The organism is Plantactinospora endophytica, from assembly GCF_016862915.1.
GTDB lineage: Bacteria > Actinomycetota > Actinomycetes > Mycobacteriales > Micromonosporaceae > Plantactinospora > Plantactinospora endophytica.
In genome coordinates this window covers 259003-280123 of record NZ_BONW01000016.1, presented here as the reverse complement: position 1 = coordinate 280123, position 21121 = coordinate 259003, and the positions used below count along the sequence as shown (strand labels likewise).

At 73.2% G+C, this 21121-nt stretch carries 15 protein-coding genes and 1 pseudogene; 9 read left to right on the top strand and 7 right to left on the bottom strand.

Features of this window, described 5'->3' with window-relative positions; translation table 11 throughout:
• Nucleotides 1–25: 25 nt before the first annotated feature.
• A complete protein-coding gene (locus Pen02_RS17230) occupies nt 26–2323 on the top strand; it encodes a DUF5005 domain-containing protein (RefSeq protein WP_203867067.1) in 2298 nt (765 codons plus the stop codon).
• Between the two features lie 72 nt (nt 2324–2395).
• On the opposite strand, the gene pgfA is transcribed toward Pen02_RS17230, so the two are convergent.
• Nucleotides 2396–3610 (bottom strand): cell envelope lipid trafficking protein PgfA, encoded by a 1215-nt coding sequence (pgfA, locus tag Pen02_RS17225; RefSeq protein ID WP_203867066.1) that lies wholly within the window; start codon nt 3608–3610, stop codon nt 2396–2398.
• A gap of 112 nt (nt 3611–3722) precedes the next feature.
• Here pgfA and Pen02_RS17220 point away from each other — a divergent pair.
• Nucleotides 3723–4835 (top strand): annotated as a pseudogene (locus Pen02_RS17220) (acyltransferase family protein); the annotation flags it as partial.
• On the opposite strand, the gene Pen02_RS43220 reads toward Pen02_RS17220, so the two are convergent.
• Nucleotides 4811–9625: an alpha-(1->3)-arabinofuranosyltransferase domain-containing protein gene (locus Pen02_RS43220; RefSeq protein WP_443678480.1), complete on the bottom strand. Its 4815-nt coding sequence runs from the start codon at nt 9623–9625 to the stop codon at nt 4811–4813. The pseudogene Pen02_RS17220 and the gene Pen02_RS43220 overlap by 25 nt on opposite strands.
• A gap of 89 nt (nt 9626–9714) precedes the next feature.
• Here Pen02_RS43220 and Pen02_RS17205 point away from each other — a divergent pair, with 89 nt between their 5' ends.
• Nucleotides 9715–10893 carry a glycosyltransferase family 4 protein gene (locus Pen02_RS17205; RefSeq protein ID WP_203867064.1) on the top strand — a complete coding sequence of 393 codons (1179 nt, stop codon included), beginning with the start codon at nt 9715–9717 and terminating at the stop codon, nt 10891–10893.
• Nucleotides 10894–10947: 54 nt separating this feature from the next.
• Here Pen02_RS17205 and Pen02_RS17200 read toward each other — a convergent pair whose 3' ends face one another.
• Nucleotides 10948–11148, bottom strand: a complete 201-nt coding sequence (locus Pen02_RS17200) for a hypothetical protein (protein WP_203867063.1) — start codon at nt 11146–11148, stop codon at nt 10948–10950.
• Nucleotides 11149–11220: 72 nt separating this feature from the next.
• The gene (locus Pen02_RS17195; protein WP_307837718.1) at nt 11221–13023 is read right to left on the bottom strand and encodes an MmpA family trehalose lipid delivery protein; all 1803 of its coding nucleotides are present in this window, start codon (nt 13021–13023) and stop codon (nt 11221–11223) included.
• A gap of 333 nt (nt 13024–13356) precedes the next feature.
• On the opposite strand from Pen02_RS17195, the gene Pen02_RS17190 reads away from it, so the two are divergent.
• Complete coding sequence (locus Pen02_RS17190; RefSeq protein ID WP_203867061.1) at nt 13357–13779, top strand: nuclear transport factor 2 family protein; 423 nt, start codon at nt 13357–13359, stop codon at nt 13777–13779.
• Between the two features lie 114 nt (nt 13780–13893).
• Here the strand turns inward: Pen02_RS17190 and Pen02_RS17185 are convergent, their stop codons facing one another.
• A complete protein-coding gene (locus Pen02_RS17185) occupies nt 13894–14136 on the bottom strand; it encodes a hypothetical protein (protein WP_203867060.1) in 243 nt (80 codons plus the stop codon).
• Nucleotides 14137–14249: 113 nt separating this feature from the next.
• Nucleotides 14250–15068, bottom strand: coding sequence for an alpha/beta hydrolase (locus Pen02_RS17180; protein WP_203867059.1), 819 nt, complete (start codon nt 15066–15068; stop codon nt 14250–14252).
• Nucleotides 15069–15391: 323 nt separating this feature from the next.
• Between Pen02_RS17180 and Pen02_RS17175 the strand changes: the two genes are divergently transcribed.
• Entirely contained in the window at nt 15392–16408 is a 1017-nt protein-coding gene (locus Pen02_RS17175) for a helix-turn-helix transcriptional regulator (protein ID WP_203867058.1), read from the top strand.
• 49 nt (nt 16409–16457) lie between these two features.
• Nucleotides 16458–16856, top strand: coding sequence for a hypothetical protein (locus tag Pen02_RS17170; protein WP_203867057.1), 399 nt, complete (start codon nt 16458–16460; stop codon nt 16854–16856).
• A gap of 86 nt (nt 16857–16942) precedes the next feature.
• Here the strand turns inward: Pen02_RS17170 and Pen02_RS17165 are convergent, their stop codons facing one another.
• A complete protein-coding gene (locus tag Pen02_RS17165) occupies nt 16943–19756 on the bottom strand; it encodes an ATP-binding protein (RefSeq protein ID WP_239140871.1) in 2814 nt (937 codons plus the stop codon).
• Between the two features lie 147 nt (nt 19757–19903).
• Here Pen02_RS17165 and Pen02_RS17160 point away from each other — a divergent pair, with 147 nt between their 5' ends.
• The 3 genes from Pen02_RS17160 (at nt 19904) to Pen02_RS17150 (ending at nt 21119) form a co-directional block, all read left to right on the top strand.
• A complete protein-coding gene (locus Pen02_RS17160; protein WP_203867055.1) occupies nt 19904–20260 on the top strand; it encodes a VOC family protein in 357 nt (118 codons plus the stop codon).
• Nucleotides 20261–20285: 25 nt separating this feature from the next.
• On the top strand, nt 20286–20504 hold the full coding sequence (locus Pen02_RS17155; RefSeq protein ID WP_203867054.1) for a hypothetical protein: 219 nt from the start codon (nt 20286–20288) through the stop codon (nt 20502–20504).
• A gap of 432 nt (nt 20505–20936) precedes the next feature.
• The gene (locus Pen02_RS17150; RefSeq protein WP_203867053.1) at nt 20937–21119 is read left to right on the top strand and encodes an FxSxx-COOH-like cyclophane-containing RiPP peptide; all 183 of its coding nucleotides are present in this window, start codon (nt 20937–20939) and stop codon (nt 21117–21119) included.
• Nucleotides 21120–21121: the final 2 nt, after the last annotated feature.

Sequence of the window (21121 nt, the reverse complement as noted above, 5' to 3'; positions counted from 1 at the left end):
TCTCTGTTGCACGCGGGGGGTCTCTGTGGACCGGGGCACGAACGGCTGGTTTCGCGGCACGACGGGCGGACGACCCGCCCGGCGGATCTGGGTCGCGCTCGTCGCACTCGTGGTGCTGCTGGCCGGCAGTCTGGTGGTGGTCAGGTTCGGCGCCCCGTTCCTTCGCCGGTCGGCGCAGACGGTTGCCGCCGGCCCCGGCATGGCCGCCGCCGAACTCACCGCCCTCTTCAGCAGCTACGGGAACACCTCCGGCCGGTGGAGCGGCGCGGACCGGACCGCTTCGGTGGCGCTGCCGGACGACCGCCTGCTGTGGCTCTTCTCCGACACGTTCCTCGGCACCGTGGACGCGAACCACGCCCGACCCCGCGACTCGCCGTTCATCAACAACTCCGCCGTGGTGCAGCGCGGGCGACAACTCGAACGGACGGTGCACGGCGGTACGCCGGAGCAGCCGACGTCGCTGGTGCCGACCGGTGTCGCCGGTGAGTTCTACTGGGTCGGCGACGCGGTCGTGGACGGCGCGAACGTGCGGGCCGTTTACAACCGCTACCGCCGGACCGGTTCCGGCCCGCTCGACTTCGCGCTGCTCGGCTCGGCGATGGCCACGTTCGCGCTGCCGGGCCTGCACCTGACCGAGGTACGGCCACTGCCGTTGTCGGACCGTGTCGCCTGGGGCTCGGACCTGCTGACCGACGGCGGCTACACCTACGTCTACGGCTCCGAGCCGGTGGACGGGATGAAGTTCGCCCACCTCGCCCGGGTACCCGGGACCGACCTCGGCGGCGCGTGGGAGTTCTGGACCGGCACCGGCTGGTCGGGCCGCGAGGCGGCCTCGCACAGGTTGCTCAGCGGGGTCGGCACGGCGTACGGGGTGCAGCGGGTCGGCGACCGTTACGTACTGCTGACCCAGGAGAACAACCTGGTCTTCAGTCCCGAGTTCGTGGCCTACACCGCCAGCTCGCCGGCCGGACCGTTCGAGGGCCCCGTACCCCTGTTCCGGGCGCCGGAGACCGACGCCGGCAACATCGTCTACGACGCACACCTGCATCCCGAGCTGGCCCGGCCGGGTCGGCTGCTCGTCTCGTACAACGTCAACAGCCTGGACGTCGAGTCGGCGTACACCGACACGCGGATCTACCGGCCCCGGTTCGTCGAGGTCGACTGGCCCCGACCGGAGCCGGATCCCCGGGTGCTGCCGGCGGCGCCCACCGAATTGCGGGCCGAGTCGCAGGGGGCGGGCAACGCGGTGCTCAACTGGCAGGCGCCGGCCGGGGCCGGGCACGAGTACCGAATCCACCGTCGGGACGTGACCGCCGGGCAGAGCCACTTCGTCCGACTGCCGCAGTCGACGTCGGCGACCAGTTTCAGCGCCGACTTCCTGGTGAACGGGCATACCTACGAATTCCGGGTGAGCGCGGCGAACGGTGCCGGCGAGGGACCGGCCTCGAACACGGCCACCGCGACCGCTACCGTACCGCCTCCGCCGGCCCCGGCGAACGTCCGCGCGGTGGCCGGCACCAGGGGTGACGTCGTCGTGCACTGGGCGGAGATCCCGCTGGTGCAGGTCTTCCAGGTCTTCTACCGGGACCGGACCTCGATGCAGCGGAAACCGACACTGGCCGGCTCGTTCACCGGCACCTCCGCCCGGATAGCCTCGCTGCGGCACGGCCACCGGTACGAGTTCACCGTGGTCGCGGTGGGCGGCGGCGGTACCGGTCCGCCGTCCGCCCCCGTGCCGGCCACCGCCTTCGTCGCACCGCCGGAACCGCCCGACAGGCCGACCGCCGTGGCCGCCGAGGACGGCACGATCCGGTTGTCCTGGCGGCCGGTCGCGCCGGGCCTGTCGTACCAGGTCCACCGGCGCGACCTGACCGCCGGGGAGACCGCCTTCACGCTGGTCTCGCCCGGTGGCGGCGGAACCGAGTACACCGCCCGCCTGCTGGAGCACGACCACGAGTACGAGTTCGTGGTGCGCGCCGTCAACCAGGGCGGCCCCGGACGGGCGTCGGCACCGGTGCTCGCCCGCAGCCGCTACGCCGCACCGGCGACGGCGCCGACCGGGCTACGGGTGGTGCCGGGCGCCGGGCCGGGAGAACTCGCCGTCGACTGGAAGCCGACCGCCGGTGCCCTCGGCTACTGGGTGTCCATCCGGGACGTCACGGCCGGGCAGGCCACGTTCGTCCGGGACGAGGTGCCGACCCTGGGCACCTCGACCAACCGGATCCTGCTCACCAGCGGCCACACCTACGAGGTCACCGTCGCCGCGTTCAACCAGGGCGGGATCGGTCCCGCCGCCACCGCCGTGCCCGCCGTCGTCCGCTAGCCTCCGGAGCCAGCCAGCCAGCCAGTCAGCCAGTCAGTCAGCCAGACTGGGTCAGCTCGGCCCCGGAGTCAGTTAGTTTCTGGGGTCAGCTCGGCCGCTCTCGTCGTCGTCCGGACGGCGGCTCGGGGTCGTCTCCCTGCGCCACCTGTCCGAGGCCGCCGGCACCGTGTCCGTCATCGGCCCGTCCGGGTACGACTCCTGTTCCGTCACGGCACCGTCGCCCTGCTGGCCGGCGCCGTCACCGGTACGCGGAACGTCGTCGCCCGCCCGGTGCGCGCCGCCGCCACCGCCGTTGCCCCGGATCACCAGCACCAGCCCGCCGATCACGGCCAGCAGGCCGAGCACGCCCAGGCCGATCGGCCCCTGCCGGCCCACCAGGGCAAGACGGGAGCCGTTCTCGTCCGCCCGCTCGGCGGCCTCTTCGACCGTCTGGTCCGTGTACGTGAACGTCGCGTCCAGCAGCACCGTCGGGTTGCCGGTGTTCGGCACCAGCTCCTTGTGCTGCTGCTCGCGTACCTTCAGGTACTGGCCGGTGTTCGGCTCGACCCAGAGAGTACGGGTGTTGCTGTACTCGATCCGACCGCTGGTGGCGCCGGCCGCGAAGCGGTTCAGCAGCGGCTGGACGCGGTCGGCGGGCACCTGCTGCGGCTGCTTGTCGATCACCTGCTCGAACCGGTAGACCTCGGTGCCGAGGATCGTCTCGACACCCTTGAACTCGATCGGCAGCGCCTGCCGCAGGTCCCGGTCGAAGTACCGGTAGGTCTTCTGCTCGGTACCGAACGGGAACTTGTAGGTCTGCCCCGCGTAGTCGACGTCGACCGCCGACGGTCGCTCCTTGTCGGCGCGTGGGTCGAACTTCTGGTCGGAGTCGTCGAGCCACTGCTCGTCCCAGTCGACCGCTTCGCCGGAGACCCGGTCCAGTGCGAGGCCGGTGGCGTACGCGTTGATCAGTTCCTGCCGCTCCTTCCAGTTCACGGTCTGGTACACCTCCCACGCGACGGCGTCGTCGCGCAGTTCGGCCGGGAGCTTCGTGTTGGTGCCCTGAGCCTGCGGCACGACCTCGATGGTCGACACCAGGGTGCCCTCGCGGATCTCGATGGACACCTCGTCGCCGACCCGCTTGATCTGCATGAACCTGGCGTTCGGCGCCTCGGCCACCGAAGTGGACGCTGCCAGGTCGTACGGGAGCTTGGTGACCCTGGGCGCCACGTAGAACGCCAGCCCGACGGCGAAGACCAGCAGCAGGACGCCCAGCCCGAAGAGAGCGGCGCCAATCCGAAACCTCACTCGTGCCTCCTCAACAGAATTCGGCAGGGACCTGTTGCACCGCTCGTCCCGTCCATAGCATGGCGGCAGGTTACTCCCCGGTCACATTCAGCGCGAGCCCCCTGGACGGTTGATGTCTGCCTCCGCCAATCCGCCGACGACATCGCGGCTTCCCGCGCTCGACGTGCTGCGTGCCGTCGGTGCGGCCGGAGTCGTCGGCCACCACGTCGGCTTCGCCACGGGGGTGACCGTGAACGCCGGCTGGGGTGGCTGGCTCGCCCGGCTCGACGTGGGAGTGGCGCTCTTCTTCCTCCTCTCCGGGTTCCTGCTGTTCCGCCCGTACGCGTTGGCCGCCGCAACGGGGGAACGTCGCCCGGCCACCTCCCGGTACCTCTGGCGGCGGGCAGTGCGGATCCTGCCGGCGTACTGGCTCGCGGTCGGCGTGTGCCTGCTGCTGCTGGCACCGCGCGGCCCCGCCCCGCTCGCCGACTGGCTGCGGCACCTGACGTTCACCCAGATCTACCAGCCGGGGCAGTTGCGGGCCGGACTCGCCCAGACCTGGAGCCTCGCCACCGAGGTGGCGTTCTACCTGCTGCTGCCGGCCCTGGCCGGGCTGGCGTTGGGCCGCCGGCGGTGGCGTCCGGTGCGGGCGGTGGTGGTCACCGCCGCCGGCATCGCGGTCACCGCCGCCTGGATCGCCGCAATGGCGGCGGGTTGGCTGGACCTCGGGCTGCACACCATGTGGCTGCCCGCGTACGGGGGCTGGTTCGGTGGCGGCATGGCGCTCGCGGTGGTGCACGTGGCGCTGCGTACCGGTACGGCGCCGCCCGGGTGGCGGCTTCTCGACGACCTCGGCGCGGCACCGCTGGCCTGCTGGTCCGTCGCGCTCGGTCTGTTCGCGGTGGCGACCACACCGCTGGCCGGGCCGCGTGACCTCGCCGAGCCGACCGCCGGCGAGTTCGGCACCAAACTGATGCTGTACCTCGCGATCGCGGTGCTGCTGATGCTCCCGCTCGCCTTCGGCCCGGGTACGGCGGTCCGGGACGCGGTCAGCCTGCCGCTCGCCCGGGGACTCGGCGCGGTTTCGTACGGGCTGTTCCTCTGGCACCCCCTGGTCCTGGAGTCGATCTACCTCGGCACCGGTCGGCCGACGTTCACCGGGGACCTCCTGACGACGTTCACGCTGACCCTGCTCGGTGGACTGTTGCTCGGCACGCTCAGCTACGCGCTGGTGGAGCGGCCGTTGCTGCGGGTCGCCGCCCGCTGGCCGGGCAGGTCGGGTCGCGGCGGCGGGTCCGCTCGCCCGGCCGGAACCGGCCGTACCGGCCGCTGGTCGGGTCGGTTCGGCCGCCGGCTCGGCAGCACCGCCGACAGCCAGAGCGCGACCACACTGGTCAGTCCGAAGAGCTGAGCGGCGATCATCGTCGTGCCGGTGGCGCCGGCCGGGTCGCCCGCCGCCCGCCAGGCCAACCAGCCGGCGACGGCGAAACAGACCGGCGGCAGCCACCGGGCGGCGGCCCGGACGGTACGCAGTACCGCACGCCGGTCCGGCCCGCAGAGCTGCGGTAGCAGCGCCCAGTAGACCAGCACCGCCGCCAGCGCGAGTGCGGTGAGCCCGATCGCGGCGTACCCGCCGGTGGCGACCAGCGCGGTCCCGCCGACGCCGGCCACGAGCAGCCAGCCCCGACGCCGGGACAGCGGCGCCCCGGCGTCACCGCCACTCCGCGCTCCCCGAACCGGTCCCCGGCGCCGACCGGGAAGCACCGCGACCAGCGCAAGTACGGCGAGCAGTCCGGCCCCGACCAGCAACCCCGTCCGGTACGCCCCGGCGGACGCGAACCGGACCAGCACGGTCCCGTCCACCCCGGCCGGTACGACGAAGCCCTGCTGCCACCCGTCCAGGGTGACCGGGGTGAGCTGCCGACCACCGATGCTGGCCCGCCAGCCGGGATTGGCGTTCTCCCGCATCGCCAGCACCCGGTCCACGCCGTGCGTAGTCAGCAGCAGCCGTCGTTCCGCCGGTGACCAGGACCGGATCTCCACCGCCGTCGACGATGCGGTCGCCGACGATGCGGGTTCCGAGGGTGCGGGCTTCGACTGTGCAGGCTTCGACGAGGCGGGCTTCGACGGTGTCGGGTCGAGTACCACCCGGGTGGGTGTCGCCAGCGTGGTCGGGGTGGCCCGGACCCGCGACTCGCCCGCCGGCAGCACCAGCCGGGCATCCGGCGCCGTCCGGCCACCCTCCACCTGGCACACCGTGGCCGGCAACTCCCGGAGTTCCAGCAGTTCCTGCCGGGTCCCGCCGATCTTGGTCAGGAGGGTCGTCCCGGCCACCTCGACCTTCGGGCCGCTGCCGCAGGGCAGCGTGATCCGCTCCGCCGGATCGGCCGGGATGATCGCCTCGGCCGGCAGCGCGCTGAGTTCGCCGACCGCGACCGGCAGCGGTTCCCAGAAGTCGAGGTACGGGTCGTGTGTGCGGGCCGCCGCCGTGTCGGTGATCAGCACCGACAGGTCGTCGGTGTCGAGCGGTTCGCCGAAGGTCACCGTGCCGTCCTCGGCGACCAACCCGCCGCGTACGCCGTCGTCGCCGATCGCGGTTATCGTCCAGGGGCGCGCCCCGGCGACCGACGGGTCGACGGCGAAGCGCAGGCCGGTGACGAGCCGTCGGGCCGGGAACGCCAACCGCAGCCACGGGTGCCCGTCGTCGGTCGCCGGGGACCAACTGGTGGCCGGGTTCCCGTCGACCACCACCCCGGGCCGGGCCGCCGGGTCCTCGACCCCGGTGCTCGACGCGGTGACCTCCGGCTCGGCACGGGAACGGTCGAGGACCGCGTCCAGCGCGGGCCCCGGGCGCGGGCGGGCCCAGACCGACGGCAGGTACCCGGTGTCCGACGTCCCGGGCAGGGTCAGCGTGCGGTCCAGCAGGTCGGCGTCCTCCGAAGCCCGCGCCAGACTCCGTACGCAGCGCGGGCGCCCCTCGTCGAACAGACAGGCCGGCACCGACGGCGCGACGGTGAGTACGACGGTGGGCGACGTCGCGGCCCCGTCCGCCGCCGTACCGACCTCGCCCGCCGACCGCTGTTCCGGCACCGGCCGGACCAACAGGCTCCGCTCCGCCCGCACGTCGGGAATCCGCACCTCGGCCAGCCCCACCCCGCCGCCGCCCTTCCGGACGTCGACCACCCCGTCGATCCGGACCAACACCCGTTTTGTCGACGCCGCACCGGAGAGCCGGACCACCACACCCGCGCCGAAGGTCTCGACCGTCCGCACGTCGACCCCGGCGGCAACCGTCACCCGGGTCGGCAGTGTGTCGGCGCCGAGGTCGAAGTCGAGCGCCACCTCGGCGACCGGTTGTGGCCGGAGCAACTCGACCTCCAGCCACTGGCCCTCGGAGACCGTCTGCGGCGGCGTACGCCACGACGTGCCGGGGTCACCGTCGAGCGCGGCGTACGGGTGGTGCGCCGGCCGCGAACCGTGCAACGGCTGGGCGTCGGCCCACGAGGACGACGCGCGTACGCCCGCGATGCCCTCGTACCGCACCATCGTGGTGTGCTCGGTCGCCGCCGGGGAGAGGTAGTCGTGGGCCGGTGCCGACAACCGCCACTCGTCCCACCGCGCCATGGTGGCGGAGCTGTTGTCCTGCAACAGTCCGAACGCCGTCTCCCGGCGCCGCAGCCCGTCGGTCAGAGTGACCGGTGCACCCGCCGGCCAGTCCGGTGGCCGGTCCACGGCCAGCACGGTCGGCGCGGCGGGAAGCCGGTCCACCGCGGCCAGGTCCAGCAGCGACTCCGGCCCGCCGACCACCGTTGTCACGTCGGCCGCGTCGTAGGCCACCACCGGCTGGACGGCCCCGTCGACCTCGAAGATCTCCACGGCCGGGACGGCGACGTCGAGTCCCCGGTCGTTGAACGTCCCGGGCAGGAAGCCGCCGCCTACGGTCGGGCCGAACGACGCCACCCGGCTGATCCCGGGCGACCGGGCGAGCGCCTGCCGGACCGCGAGCGGTCGGGCACTGCGGGCCTGCCCGTAGTCGAGATCGGACCGGACGAGCAGGTAGCGGACGCCGGACCGGGACAGCACCTGGGCCAGACCGGCCGAGCCCTGCCCGGTCGCGACCACCGACTCGACGGCGTCGAGCAGCCGGATGGTCATGGTCGGGGTGAGCGGGATCGAGCTGCGTACCGCCCAGGGGGCGTCCAGCAGCGGCTGGGTGATCTCGTCCGACGGATTGCCCCACAGGTAGCGGGGAAAGCGGGCCGCCGGGACGACCAGTACCCGCTCATGGTCGAGGCGCTGGTCCAGCCAGCCGGCGGCCTCCCGCCAGTAGCCGGGCACGTTGAAGAAGCTGCCGGGTGCGGCCAGGTGTCCGGTGACGGCCGGGGTGCCGACCCCGACGACACCGGCCAGTACCAGCACGGTGACCGTCACCGCACGCAACCGGGTCAGGCTCAGCGCCGGAACGTACGGCGGCGGAGGCACCGGGTCCACCATGGTGCGCGCCGCACCGACTGTGGTTACCGGACGGGATGCGGGGCCGCCGTCGACCGCTGACCGGTCCTCGGCGGTCGCGCCGGCTGCGGCAACCGGGGGGCGGGCCGGACCGACCTCTACCGGCCAGTCCTCGGCCGTCGCACCGGCGCCGACCGCACGGGCTGCGGCGGTGCGACGGCGCGGTGGCGGGCGCCAGGGGCCGGCGGTGACGGTGGCGGCCCGGCCGACGAGGCCGAGCAGGTGGGCGAGCCCGAGCACCAGCGGCAGCCGCAGGACGACGTCGAACTTGTGCACGTTGCGCAGCGGTGCCCCGGCACCGTCGAGGAACGTCCGTGCCGCGTCGGCGAAGAGCCCGCTGCCGGTCACCGCGCCGCCGAGCGGGCCGGCCGCGACGTGACCGAGGCCGACCAGCGCCAACCCGACGAGCAGCCCGGTCAGCAGGAACCGCCGGTGCGGCATCCCGCGCCGGGCCAGGCCGACCAGGCCCGTTCCGGCGACGACCAGGGTGGCGACGACCAGCGGTGCCACGGTGGCCAACCGCCAGCCGCCCGGCCAGAGCGGCCCGTGCGCGTCGGTCAGGTACGCGTGCCAGTGCGCGGTGCCGCGCAGCACCGAAACGACGTCGGTGGGTCGGGTGGTGACCTCGGCGGTCTCGATGTAGTCCAGGAACGGCGGGCTGTAGCGGCCGAGCAGCAGCAGCGGAACCAGCCACCAGGCGGTGGCGGCGGCCACCGCCGTACCCCAGGCGACGAGCGCGACGACCCTGCGGCGCAGCGGTCGCAGGGTGCACAGCCACAGGGCGGCGAGCGGGACGACCGCCAGTACCGCCGTCGCGTTGACACCGCCGGCACAGGCGACGGCGAGCGCGGAGAGGGTGACGGCACGGCGTAGCGGGGTGGACGGGTTGCGGGCCAGGCCGACCAGCGGTACCAGCACCCAGGGGGCGACGGCGCTCGGCCAGGCTTCCACCGAGACCGGACCGATCTCGGTGACCAGCCGTGGTGAGAGTGCGAACGCGACCCCGGCGACCAGCCGGGCGACCGGGGTGCCGATGTGCAGCCGCCCGGCCAGGGTGACCACGCCGAGGTAGCCGACGCAGAGCAGCAGCGTCCACCAGAGCCGTTGGACGGCCCACATCGGTACGCCCGCCAGGTCGCCCGCGAGGAAGAACGGCCCCATCGGCCACAGGTAGCCGTACGCCTGGTTCTGGAGTTGGCCGAAGGTGCCGGCCGGGTCCCAGACGTGCAACGACCGTTCCAGCCAGCCGAGCGGGTTGACCGCCAGGTCCACCTTCGTGTCGACCACCATCATGCCCGGGTCCTGGAGGAACGCCAGGGCACCGAGCAGTACGCAGACGGCGGCGTGCCGCAGTCGCCAGACGACGCGCGCCCGTCCGGCGACCGGCTCGTCCGTTCCGCCGGAACCGGTCCGGGTGGCGGCGTCCGGGCTCGCCCCGGCGGTGTCGTCGGACGGACCGTCGGCTCCGGCGGCGGGGCTCACCAGCGGTGCCCGATCGGAACCGGTGGCTGGTCCCCGCGTCATACGGCCTCCCTCTTCAGCCCATTGCGACAGCGCTACGCCAGACCGTAGTCTGGCGCGATCGCGAACACTACTCGCCAGTAGGAGCGCGCGTGGAGTCGTACGATGCCACACCCCGGCACGTCCTGTTCCTCAATTGGCGTGACACCCGCAACCCGCACGGCGGCGGCTCGGAAGTGTATGTCGAGCGCATCGCGGCCGAGCTGGTGGCGCGCGGCCACGCCGCCACGCTGTTCTGCGCCGCGCATCCGGCCGGACCGGCCGAGGAGACCAACCCGGCCGGCGTACGGATCATCCGGCGCGGCGGTCGACACACCGTCTACATGCGCGCCGCGCTGACCTACCTCGCCGGCTGGTTCGGGCTGGGCCGGCTCCGGCGCGGTGTGGCCGGACGAGGTCGACCCGACCTCATCGTCGACGTCTGCAACGGGCTGCCCTTCCTGTCGCCACTGTGGTCCCGACGTCCGGTGATCATGCTGGTCCACCACGTACACCGCGAGCAGTGGCCGGTCGTCCTGCCGCCGTGGGCGGCCCGGTTGGGCTGGTGGATCGAGTCGTCGCTGGCGGTCCACGTCTACCGCCGCTGCCGGTACGTGACGGTCTCCGCCGCGACCCGGCGCGAGTTGGCGACGCTCGGCGTCGACCCGGAACGGGTGACCGTGGTGCACAACGGCACCCCGGAGTCGGTCACCGCTGCCGGCCCGGAGAGCGTCGAGCCGACGCTTGTGGTGCTGGGCCGGCTCGTGCCGCACAAGCAGGTCGAGGTGGCGCTGCGGGTACTCGCCCGGCTCGCGCCGCAGTGGCCGACCCTGTCGGTGGTGATCGCCGGCCAGGGCTGGTGGGAGCCGAGACTCCGTGAGTACGCGGCGGAGCTGGAGGTCGGTGACCGGGTGCTGTTCACGGGTTTCGTGAGCGACGCCGAGCGGGACGCGCTGCTCTCGTCGGCCTGGGTGGCGTTGACGCCCTCGTTGAAGGAGGGCTGGGGACTCACCATCGTGGAGGCCGGCGGCCGGGGTACGCCGACGGTGGCGTTCCGCAGTGCCGGTGGCGTCGCCGAGGCGATCGTGCACGGCCGCACCGGACTGCTCGCCGACGGGGAGGAGGAGTTCACCGCGTACACCCGGGCACTGCTCGCCGACGACGCACGGCGGACCGCGATGGGTGCCGCCGCGCGGGCCTACGCCGAGAGCTTCACCTGGAGCGCGGCGGGCGAGAAGTTCGACGCCCTGGTCCGGCAGACGGCGGGCGTCGGGACGCCGGTGGCGGTCTGAACGCGCGGACCGAGGGGCGGCCACCGTCGGGCCACTCCTCGGATCCGGCAGGTGTCAGCGGGTGCCGTAGCCCTGCGGCCTGGGCGCCAACTGCGGCGGGCGGCCGGGCTCGGCCGCCTCCCTCAGGTTCTCGGCCTCCTGCTTGGCGGCCTGCTCGGGCGTCGTGCTGATCGCCGAGGCCACGCCGGCGACGCCGACCACGCCCAGCAACGCCGCGACCAGTCCCACCACCAGCACCGGAAGCGTCCTGCGCATGTCAGATCCCTCCCACGGACCGCCGAACCACGACTGTCGACCATGACATCGCCATGTGACGTGGCGTGCACGTTACCACGGAGTAGGGTGCCGGCCCAGGCGCGAAACGGCCCTGATCCCCAGGGCCACCAGGGCGGCCAACGTGATGCCCAGGGCGAGCGTTCCCGCACCGGCGGCGAGCCAACGCCGCCAGGTCCAGACGGACCGGTCCGCCCGGGCCGGCGACGTGTCGTCGAGCCCGAACTGCGGGTTGGCGTAGAGGGTCAGCTCGGGTCCACTGTAGACGACGTGGAGTCCGGCCAGGGTCTCCCCGGCGACCGGTCCGGCGGCGTCCCGCTGCACCACCACCCACCGGACGCCGGACCGGGCCACCGGTGCCCCGCTGCCGACCAGCCGGCGGATGCCGCCCGCCCGGGAGTTCTCCCCGGCCACCGCCAGGTCGCCGACGACCAGGGTGTCGTCCACGACCACCTCCGCCGGCAGGTACCTCGGCAGCGGGTCGAGCACCACCGACCCCGGGTTCCACGGATAGTTCCGGTAGGCGCTCAGCGGCAGCGAGAGCACCGGGCCCGGCTGCTCGGCCACCCGGGCGGCGACGATGTCCCAGTCCGCCGGGTAGTGCACCGGCCGGAGCCGCCCGGCCACGCCGTAGCCCAGATCGGGCAGCGTGGCCACCGGCAGCAGGAGAAACCCGAGCAGCACCGCGCCGGCCGCCGCCGGCACCGCCGCCAGCCGGCCGGCCAGCCGCTGCGCGCCGAGCGCCGCACAGAGCACCAGGAACAACGCGTACGGCATCAGGAACTTCTGCCCGTCGCGGAGCAGGCCGGCCCCGGGTACGGCCACGACCAACCAGGCCAGCCCGTCCCGGAGTACCGGCAGCGCGCCGGCCGAGGCGAGCAGGAAACCGACGGCGGCGATCCCGGCGAACCTGCCCGCCACTCCCCCGCCCACCCCGACATCCGGGGCGTCGTCGCCGTTCGCGTACCGACCTGCCGCGACACCGGCCCAGCGCCGCCGCAGCACCGGGTACCCGGCCACGGCCAGGGCCAGCAGCGCCAGGGTGGCCACCGGGACGAGCCCGGACGCCCGGCTGCCGGGCGTGGTCTGGGCGTTCCAGATGCCGCCGGTACCGGCGAGCGCGCCGAGCACCCCGCTCCAGTTCTCGGCCCGGGCCGCGAACGCCGGCACGCCGAGCGGGTCCGAGCTGCCGCCCGCCGTGGTGGTGACCGAGGCGACCAGCCACGGCAGGTTGAGCGCCGCCACCGCGAGGACGGCGAGGATCGCGGGACGTCTGGGCACGCCGCGACCGGGGACCAGCGCGGCCGTGACGCCGAACGCGATGAGCCCACCCGTCGGGGTGAGTACGGCCGGCGCGGCGGCCAGCACCACCCTGGCGAGCGCCCCGGGACGGCCCGCCCGCAACCGGAGCACGGCCTGCACCAGCCAGGGCAGTGCCGCGTACCCGAGCAGCAACGCCCAGTGCCCGATCAGCAGCCGCTCGGCGAGGTACGGCGTCCAGGCGTACCCGAGGGCCGCCCCCAACCGGATCGGCAACCGGTCGGCCGGCACCAGGCGCCCTGCCCCGACGGCGGCGACCGCCAGGACGGCGACGAGGGCGAACCGCTGTACCAGCCAGCCCGGCACGACCTGGGTGACCAGCGAGACGACCGCGTCGAGCGGCACCGACCGGGGCAGAACGTCGGCCGGCGCCACCAGGTCCCACCGCAACGGCTGCCGGGGAACGAAGACCATGTCGAAGGCGAGTACGTAACCGGGCGCGGCGAGCGGGGCGAGCACGGCGACGCAGATCGCCGCCGCCAGCCCGTAGAGCGCCACCCGTTCCCGCACGACCGACCTCCACCGCCCCGATGCCATCACGGTGGCGACACCGTACACACGACGGTCGGTCCGCACCGTGTCCGCCCGGCGCAACCCGAACGCCGTCTCCCGGTTCCGGCCAGGTCGCGACGGGACGCTCCGACCGCACGCGTCGCCGCGTCGGACGATGCCTGCCGCCGCGCGGTACCGCTCATCCGCGCCGGTCCGCCACCGACCCCGTCGACGGCCTGGCTCCAACGCGGAGCGCGGAGTTGGCGGACCGGGTCAGCGCGCTGCCGCGCCCGCCTGGTACGGGCCGGGGGTTGACTTGAAGCGAGGTTGAGGTCGGAGACTTCTCCGGCGCCCACACATCGAACCGGAGGACCTGCCGTGGCCGAGTTGACGGACCAGATCGACCGAGCCGAACTCACCGCCCTGGTCGGTCGCCTCGGGCGGTGGCTGGACAACGGCGACGACGACGAGACCGCACGGCGGATCTACCACCGGGACGCGGTGGTGCACAGCCCGCGCGGCACCGCCACCGGGATAGCCGAGATCGTCGCGTACGTGGCGCGGACCAGCGACGACGCCGAGCGCACCCAGCACCTGGCCACCGACGTACTCGTCGACCTGGACGGAGACCGCGCCGACGTGACGGCGAACCTGCTCGTCGCGTTCTTCCCCTCGGGGCAGACGTTCCCGTCGGCGCTGCGGCTCGTCGGCCTGCGCTACGCGTTCGGCGCCCTCCGCACCGCCGAGGGCTGGCGCTTCACCCGTGCCGACGTCACGCCGTTGTGGCGGCAGGAGCCGTGACAACCAACGGCGGACGGCTTCGCGTCCTGGCGGGCCGACGGGCCGTCGCCACCCGAAGCTAACGCCGGCGCATGACCGCCACGACGGTCCGGTTCGCCATGGTGAAGGCGGAAGCTAACGCCGGCGCATGACCGCCACGACGGTCCGGTTCGCCATGGTGAAGGCGGCGAGTTCCCAGCCGATCTGGCCGAGCGTCTCCACCGCGCCCATGACAAGCGGAATCTGGCTGTCCGGCGTGCCGATCTTGGCGACCTGCACCACGGCGAGATGCCGGTAGGGATAACTGGACGGGTCGAACTTCCGGTCGACCACCTCGCGGGCGGTGACGGTCAGCGTCTGGCCGCTGTTGGAACCCACGCCCGCACGATAGCAACCGTCGCCCCGCCCGGCGGGTTGACCACACTTCCACCCGTGGGCCTACCCCGCCGGCCGGTCGACCACGCCGCCAGGAGCAGCGCGCCGGACGTCGGTCAACCGGCGCTCGGCACCGGGCCGGTACGGGCGTGCCGCAGCGCCCAGTCGAGTACCTCGTCCGCGATCGCCTCCCAGCCCTGCTGCGCCGGCAACAGGTGGGCGTAGCCGGGGTACTCCCGGATCTCGGTGACGGTGTCCGACTTGTAGTGCCGGTGGTTCGACTGCTGGATCGCCGGCGGCATGATGTGGTCCTCACCGCCGGAGACGAACAGCAGCGGCGCCCGGTCGTCGTTGTGGTAGTCGACCCAGGTGTCCTGGTGGCCGGGCTGGAAGTTGGCCAGCACGCTGCCCCACAGGATGCCGCCGTTGGCGGGGATGTGGTAGCGCTCGTACAGCGCCTTCGACTCCTCCGGGGTGAAGGTGTTGGTGAAGGCGTACGTCCACTCCTCCAGGGAGAGGCCGACCGCCCGGTGCCGGTTCGCCGGCGATTTCAACACCGGGAACGTGGACTTGACCTGCGACAGCGGCACCACCCGTACGCCCTCGGTGGGCGCCGAGTTGAGCGCGACGCCGGCCGCGCCGTACCCGTGGTCGAGCAGGATCTGGGTGAACGCCCCGCCTGCGGAGTGCCCCATGATGATCGGCTGCTGCCCCAGCCCCTGGATGATCTTCTCGATCTTGTCGATGATGCCCTTGACCGTGACCGAGGTGATGATGTCGGGGTCGGCGTTCAACGCCTCCACCTCGACCTCGAAGCCCGGGTAGCCGGGGGCGATCACCCGGAACCCCTTCTGCTCGTAGTGGCTGATCCAGTGCTCCCAGCTACGTGGGGTGACCCAGAAGCCGTGCACCAGGACGATCGTGTCCGGAGCCATCAGACAAGTCCCTTCGGAAACAGTCAGGAAACCAGGACGCGGGGAGGTCGCCGTCGACCGGATCCCTGAGTCGCCGATCAGGTGCTCGCACCCTTGGCCGAGACCCTAGGCGCGGGACCCGGTCCGCCGCTTTAACCGGTAGTGCGTCGTGCTGTGCGTCCGGTGCACCGGATTCCGGGCCACCTGCTCAGGGCGCCCGGATGTGCACGCCCGGCACAGCAAGATGCACGTCCGGCCGGCGCGAACGGAGCCGGCGTGGCGCTACTCTTCGCGTGTGGTGGAGCGGCTGATGTCGCCTTGAGTGGCAACCGGAGGCCCACGGGATGCGCTACTTCAACCTGACCGACTGCGAGCCCTCCTCCCGGGTCGACATCCTCGACGAGGCGGCCCGCACCTGCTCCGTGCCGTTCCGGGCCCGTCCGGCCGACCGTGGCCGTACGGTCAGGTTCCAGCACATGGACCGCTACTTCGGCGGGATCAACGTCACCCGGACCACGCTCGACAACTTCCTTGGCTACCGGTCGGCCAGCCTCGCCCGGCGGGATTCGGCGGCCCGGCTGGTCCTGACCGTCACCACCGGGCCCTACACGATCGCCCAGAACGACCGGGTGGATCGGCAACGGTCCGGCTCGATGGTGCCGTACTGGAGTCGGGACGCCCTCAGGCTCCAGTCGGAGGAGCCCGTCCTCGCCTGGTCCGTCACCGTGACGATGGAGGAGTTGGGGCTGCCCTACCTCCTCCTCCGCGACGTGATGGTCCGCAACGTCGGGCGCAGCCCGCTCGGGCCGCTGGTCGGCAGGTACCTGACCGAGTTGGCCGCGCTGCCCGAACTCTCCCAGGCCCAGGCCGCCGCGCTCGCGTACCCGACGATCGACCTGCTCCGCGCCCTGTTGACGACCGCGGCCGGCGACGAGTTCCTCAGCCGGCAGCCACTCAGCCAGACGCTGGGCACACGGATCATGCTGCACCTACGGGCCCACGCGCGCGACCCGGAACTCAACGCCGACAAGCTCGCCGCGCACTTCGGCATCTCGAAGCGGTACCTCTACACGGTGCTCGCCCGGATGAACATCTCGCTCGGCGAGTGGATCAGGACGGAGCGGCTCAACCGGGCCGCCCGGGAACTCGCCAACCCCGCCAACGCACTGGTGTCGGTCGCGACCATCGCCCGGACGTCCGGGTACCCCGACCACTCCTCCTTCTCCCGCGTGTTCAAGCAGCAGTACGGGTGCACGCCGTCGGAGTGGCGGCTCCTCACCGAGGCCGACCGACAGAGCCGGCTCCCCCCGAAGGTCTCGCTGCCCGACATCGAGGAGGCGGACTCGGACAGCCGCTCCTGATCGCGGCGCCCGGGGCCCGCCCTGGTCCGGAGATGGCACGATCGCAGGCATGCTTCGTCGACATGTCGTCGCCGTCGGACTGCTGGCCGGGCTCGTCACCGGCTGCACCGAGTCACCGTACCCACTGCCGGACCGTGACACGGCTGCCGTGCGGGACGAGGAGAAGCGCCTGGCCGCGCTGCTGCCCGACACACTGCTCGGCGCCTCCGGCACCTGCCGGGTACGACTGCTCGGCAGTGCGGGCTCGTCGTCGTTCGCCTGGGCGATCTGCGAGACGGCGCCCACCGCCGACGGTCCGGCGCAGGGCGTCTCCGTACCGGTGCGGGTGGACGAGGACCAGGTCACCGAACCCGCCGACGGTGCCGGCTACGCGGCGAGCGTACGGCGGATGTTCCCGCGCCGTCTGGCGGAGACCGTGCTACAGGATCCCGGGCGCCTGCATCCCTAGACCGACGAGGTCGAGAAGGAACGACCAGACCGATGAGGTCGGAGCCGGCCCGAGCTGCGGCGCCCGCGCCGTAGCGGTCGGTGCGGTCACCGGCCCGCTCCCTCGGCGGCGACGCCGAGGTCGGCCAGGGCCGACGCGCCGGTCACGGCATGCTCCCCGCCGAGGAGTACCAGCGTCCGGGCCCACTGGTAGCGGCAGCCGGCGGCATCGAACGCCGTCGCGGCGGCGAGCAGCCGGTTCCGGTCGCCGTCGAGCATCGCCTCCGCCCGGTCCAGTTGGGCGGCGGCGACCGGATTGCCGGCCACGATCGCCCGGCCGGCGGCGATCCGACGACGCGCGTCGGGGTGCCCGGTCAGCGCCGCCGCCTCGGCACGCAGCGCCACATACCAGTGCAGCCAGATCCAGGTGACCCACTTCCAGATGTCCTCCGGCTCGGCGGCCAACCGCGCCAGCGCCGCCTCCGCCTCGCCGTGCTGAAGTTGGACGATCGCGTCGTAGACGGCGCCGTAGCCGGCGCTGCGGTCCGGTGTGGAGCCCAGCTCTTCGGCGACGGAGAGCCACTCCCGCCGCGCGCCGTCGTCGCCCCGCAGTCCGTGGATCATCGCGACCGCAGCGGCGGCGGCGCCGAGACGCGGTGCCCGGACCCGGCCGGTGCGCTGCCACGCCTCCAGGAACCGCCCGCTCAACGCGAGCACCGAGTTCCCGTCGCCGGCGAGCGCGTCGACCGTCAACAGCCAGGACGTGGCGTAGTGCCCCACCTCGGCCAGCAGCGGCAGGTCGGCGAGCTGCCGGGCCCACCGGCGGGCCGTCGGCAGGTCCCCCACGCCGAGACTGGTGTCGGTGCCCGAGACCAGCGCGTCGGTCAGTTCGAGCCGGGTGGCCGGGGTCACCGGCATCGAGGAGAGCAGTTCGACCCGGCGCCGTGCCGTGGCCGAGGCAGCGAAGCTGTCCCCCGCCCAGCTCTGCGCACCGGCCAGCGCGTCGAGCGCTGCGGATCCGGTCAGCGGATCGTCCGTCCGGCGGGCCAGCTCGACCGCCCGCGCGGCGGCGGCGAGCGTGTCGGCGACCATGTTCTCCGCCGGGCCCTGGTCGGAGCCGAACGCGTCGGTGAGCACCGCGGCCTCGGCCAGCGCCACGGCGGCGTCACCCGGGTCGTCGCCGGTCAGCTCGCGGGCCGCGGTCAACAGCTCCATCGGCTCCGCCGGTGGCGGAACCCGGACGAACGCACCGGAGAACCGGTACGCGACGGTGGCCGCCGTCGCCAGGTCGCGGGCGGCGCCGGCCTTGTCCCCGGCCCGCTCGGCGGCGTCGGCGGCGGCACGGTGCAGCCGGTACATCTCGTCGCCGAGCAGCCGACAGCCGGCCACCGCCGCCGCGTGCCGCAGCGCCTCGGCGGTGGCGGCGGCTTCGCCGGTGAGCGTCGCCGCCTGCTCGTACCGCTGCTGCGACTCGCCGACCAGGTTGCGGGCGAAGGCCAGTTCGGCCAGGGCGACGGCCAACCGGTGGGCGTCGGCGTGCTGCTCGGGAACACCGGCCGCCCAGCCGAGCGCGGCCCGCAGGTCGTCGGCCACCACGTCGAAGCGGGCCCGCCAGGGCCCGTCCACCGCGCGCACCCCCGCCGCCAGGTCGATCGCGCCCGACAGGCACCAGCGCAGGTGCCGGGACCGGACCTCGGCGAGCGCACCGGCGGTGGCCAGCCGCTGTACGCCGTACTGGCGCACGGGCTCGAGCGTGCGGTAGCGGGTACCGCCGGTGGACGGGGCGGCCGTCAGCAGGCTCTGCTCGGTGAGCCGGGCCAGCCCGTCGACCACCGAGGACGGTTCGAGCGGCGCGAACCCGGCCACCTGCCCGGCGGCGTCCACCGTGAACGGCGCCACGAACACCGCGATCCGGTGCAGCAGCGTACGGTCGGCCGGCTCCAGGAGGGCGTCGCTCCAGTCCAGCATCGCCCGCACCGACCGGTGCCGGTCGTCGGCCCGGGCGCCCCCGGTCAGCAGCCGGAGCTGGTCCGGCAGCACGTCGGTGAGACCGTCCAGGCCGAGCGTGGGCAACCGGGCGGCGGCCAGCTCGATCGCCAGGGCCACGCCGTCCAGCCCTCGGCAGATCTCGGCGGCCTGGTCGCGCTGCTCCGGGGCGAGCGGCCAGCCCACCGCCGCCGCCCGGTCGAGGAACAGCGCCACCGCCTCCGATTCGCCGTCGCCGTTCAGCGACAGGGGTGGCACGGGATGGACCCGCTCGAACGGCACCATCAACCGGGCCCGGCTGGTGGCCAGTACGGTCAGTCGCGGGCAGGCGGTGAGCAGCCGCTCCAGGAACGGCGCCACGCCGTCGCGGACGTGCTCACAGTTGTCGAGGACGAGCAGGGCGTGCCGGTCGGCCAGCGCGGCGGCCACGGACTCGTCGATGCCCCGGCCCTGCTGCTCACCGATGCCGACCGCCCCGGCCACCGCCGCGCCGACCATCGCCGGGTCGGTGATCGGGACCAGGTCGACGAACCACACGCCGTCGGCGAAGTCGCCGGCCGCGTCCGCCGCGACCGCCAGCGCCAGCCGCGTCTTGCCCACCCCGCCCGGCCCGACCAGGCTCACCTGCCGGTGCGCGCCGACCGCCTCGGCCAGCGCCGCGCGCTCCCGTACCCGGCCGACGAACGACGTCACCGGCGCCGGCAGCCCGGCTGCGGCGTCGCCTCCGCGCGCCGCCCGGCTCCACTCGGCGGCGAGCTGTGCGAGGGCCCGCCGGTCCGACGCGTCGAGCTTGCGCAGCAGCGACGAGACGTGGGTCTCGACGGTACGGACGGAGATGAACAGCCGCGCCGCGATCTCGGCGTTGCTCAGGTGCTCGCCGAGCAGGGACAGCACCTCCGCCTCCCGGGCCGAGATCCCCGCCTGAGCCGCCGCCACGGAGCCCATCCTTCCGCATCCGGGTACGACTCCGTGGGCGACCCCGTGGTCAGCACGGATGTAGCGGAGGTGGTAGCCGGCGCAGGCTCTATCCGTGGTCGTCACCGGCCACGTTCCGAACCGATCCGACGACCTCAGGAGTGCACCATGACCGGTTCCGCCACCCAGGGGATCAAGACCGTCCTGCATCCCGTCTCCGACCTGGCCAGGGCCAGGGACGTGTACGCCGCCCTGCTCGGCGTCGCCCCGCAGACTGACTCGTCCTACTATGTCGGCTTCGAGGTCGAGGGCCAGCAGATCGGGCTGGTGCCCGGCGGCGGCCCGCAGGGCATGACCTCGCCGGTCGCGTACTGGCACGTACCGGACATCGAGGCGAAACTCGCCGAGGTGACCGCCGCGGGCGCGACCGTGCAGGACCCGGTACGCGACGTCGGCGGCGGTCGGCTGGTGGCCACCGTCACCGATCCCGACGGCAACGTGCTCGGACTGCTCCAGGACCGCTGAGCACCCTCCACCATCAGGAGATCCCGTGAACTGGAACAACTTGGTTCGGCAGACCCACCGCTGGCTGGCCGTCATCTTCACGGCGAGCGTCGTCGCCACCTTCGTCGCCCTGGCGCAGGACGATCCCGCCGTCTGGGTGTCGTACCTGCCGCTGCTCCCGCTCGGCCTGCTGCTGCTCACCGGCCTGCGCCTGTTCGTCCTGCCGTACGCCGCCCGCCGACGTGGTCGACGGGCGGCGACCTGAGGAACCGGCCCTGGGTACGGGCCCGCCGGGCGGCGTACTGACGGGAACCCGACGTCTCGGGTGGACCGTCACCGGGACGGGCGCGGAGGCCGGCTCTCAAGGAGAGCCGGCCTCCCTTTGCCGGACCTCGCATTCCTTGCGACGTATGGCGATCCGGGCTCGGCAGGTCGAGCGGTAAATACCGCGTGATCAATTGACTGCCGCACTGGTTTGGCGCCGGGGTCAGTGTATGCTCACCACATTCGACATTGCCGTCCGGCAATTGATCAAGGCTGGCCAACTTCTCTGCGGCTCACCGTTGTCGATCCATTCGATGGAGGCACAGTCCGGTCCCCGATCAGTTCTGGCGATGACCGGCACTCTGCCTGCGCGGACGTCGGCGACGGTCACGTGACAACACGGCCCCGGCGCCGGTCCAGGAAGGCGGATGCGATGGATGAACCCACGGCACGTCCACCCCGTGACGGCCTGGTCGACACCACGGGACGGTCACTGGCGGAGTTGTTGGCATCGACGCCCAACTCCGCGCTCAAAACAGTGCTGCGACAACTGTTGCAGGACGAGATGGCGCAACCCGAAAAGCAGACGGTCTCCCCGTTCAACTCCGCGCTCTGACC

Bases quoted from the DNA above. Each gene is read 5' to 3' on its own strand.
- Pen02_RS17160 (WP_203867055.1), top strand. From the start codon at position 19,904: ATGACCGGTTCCGCCACCCAGGGGATCAAGACCGTCCTGCATCCCGTC.
- Pen02_RS17200 (WP_203867063.1), bottom strand. From the start codon at position 11,148: ATGCGCAGGACGCTTCCGGTGCTGGTGGTGGGACTGGTCGCGGCGTTG.
- Pen02_RS17150 (WP_203867053.1), top strand. From the start codon at position 20,937: ATGGATGAACCCACGGCACGTCCACCCCGTGACGGCCTGGTCGACACC.
- Pen02_RS17180 (WP_203867059.1), bottom strand. From the start codon at position 15,068: ATGGCTCCGGACACGATCGTCCTGGTGCACGGCTTCTGGGTCACCCCA.
- Pen02_RS17170 (WP_203867057.1), top strand. From the start codon at position 16,458: ATGCTTCGTCGACATGTCGTCGCCGTCGGACTGCTGGCCGGGCTCGTC.
- Pen02_RS17195 (WP_307837718.1), bottom strand. From the start codon at position 13,023: ATGGCATCGGGGCGGTGGAGGTCGGTCGTGCGGGAACGGGTGGCGCTC.
- Pen02_RS43220 (WP_443678480.1), bottom strand. From the start codon at position 9,625: ATGACGCGGGGACCAGCCACCGGTTCCGATCGGGCACCGCTGGTGAGC.
- Pen02_RS17175 (WP_203867058.1), top strand. From the start codon at position 15,392: ATGCGCTACTTCAACCTGACCGACTGCGAGCCCTCCTCCCGGGTCGAC.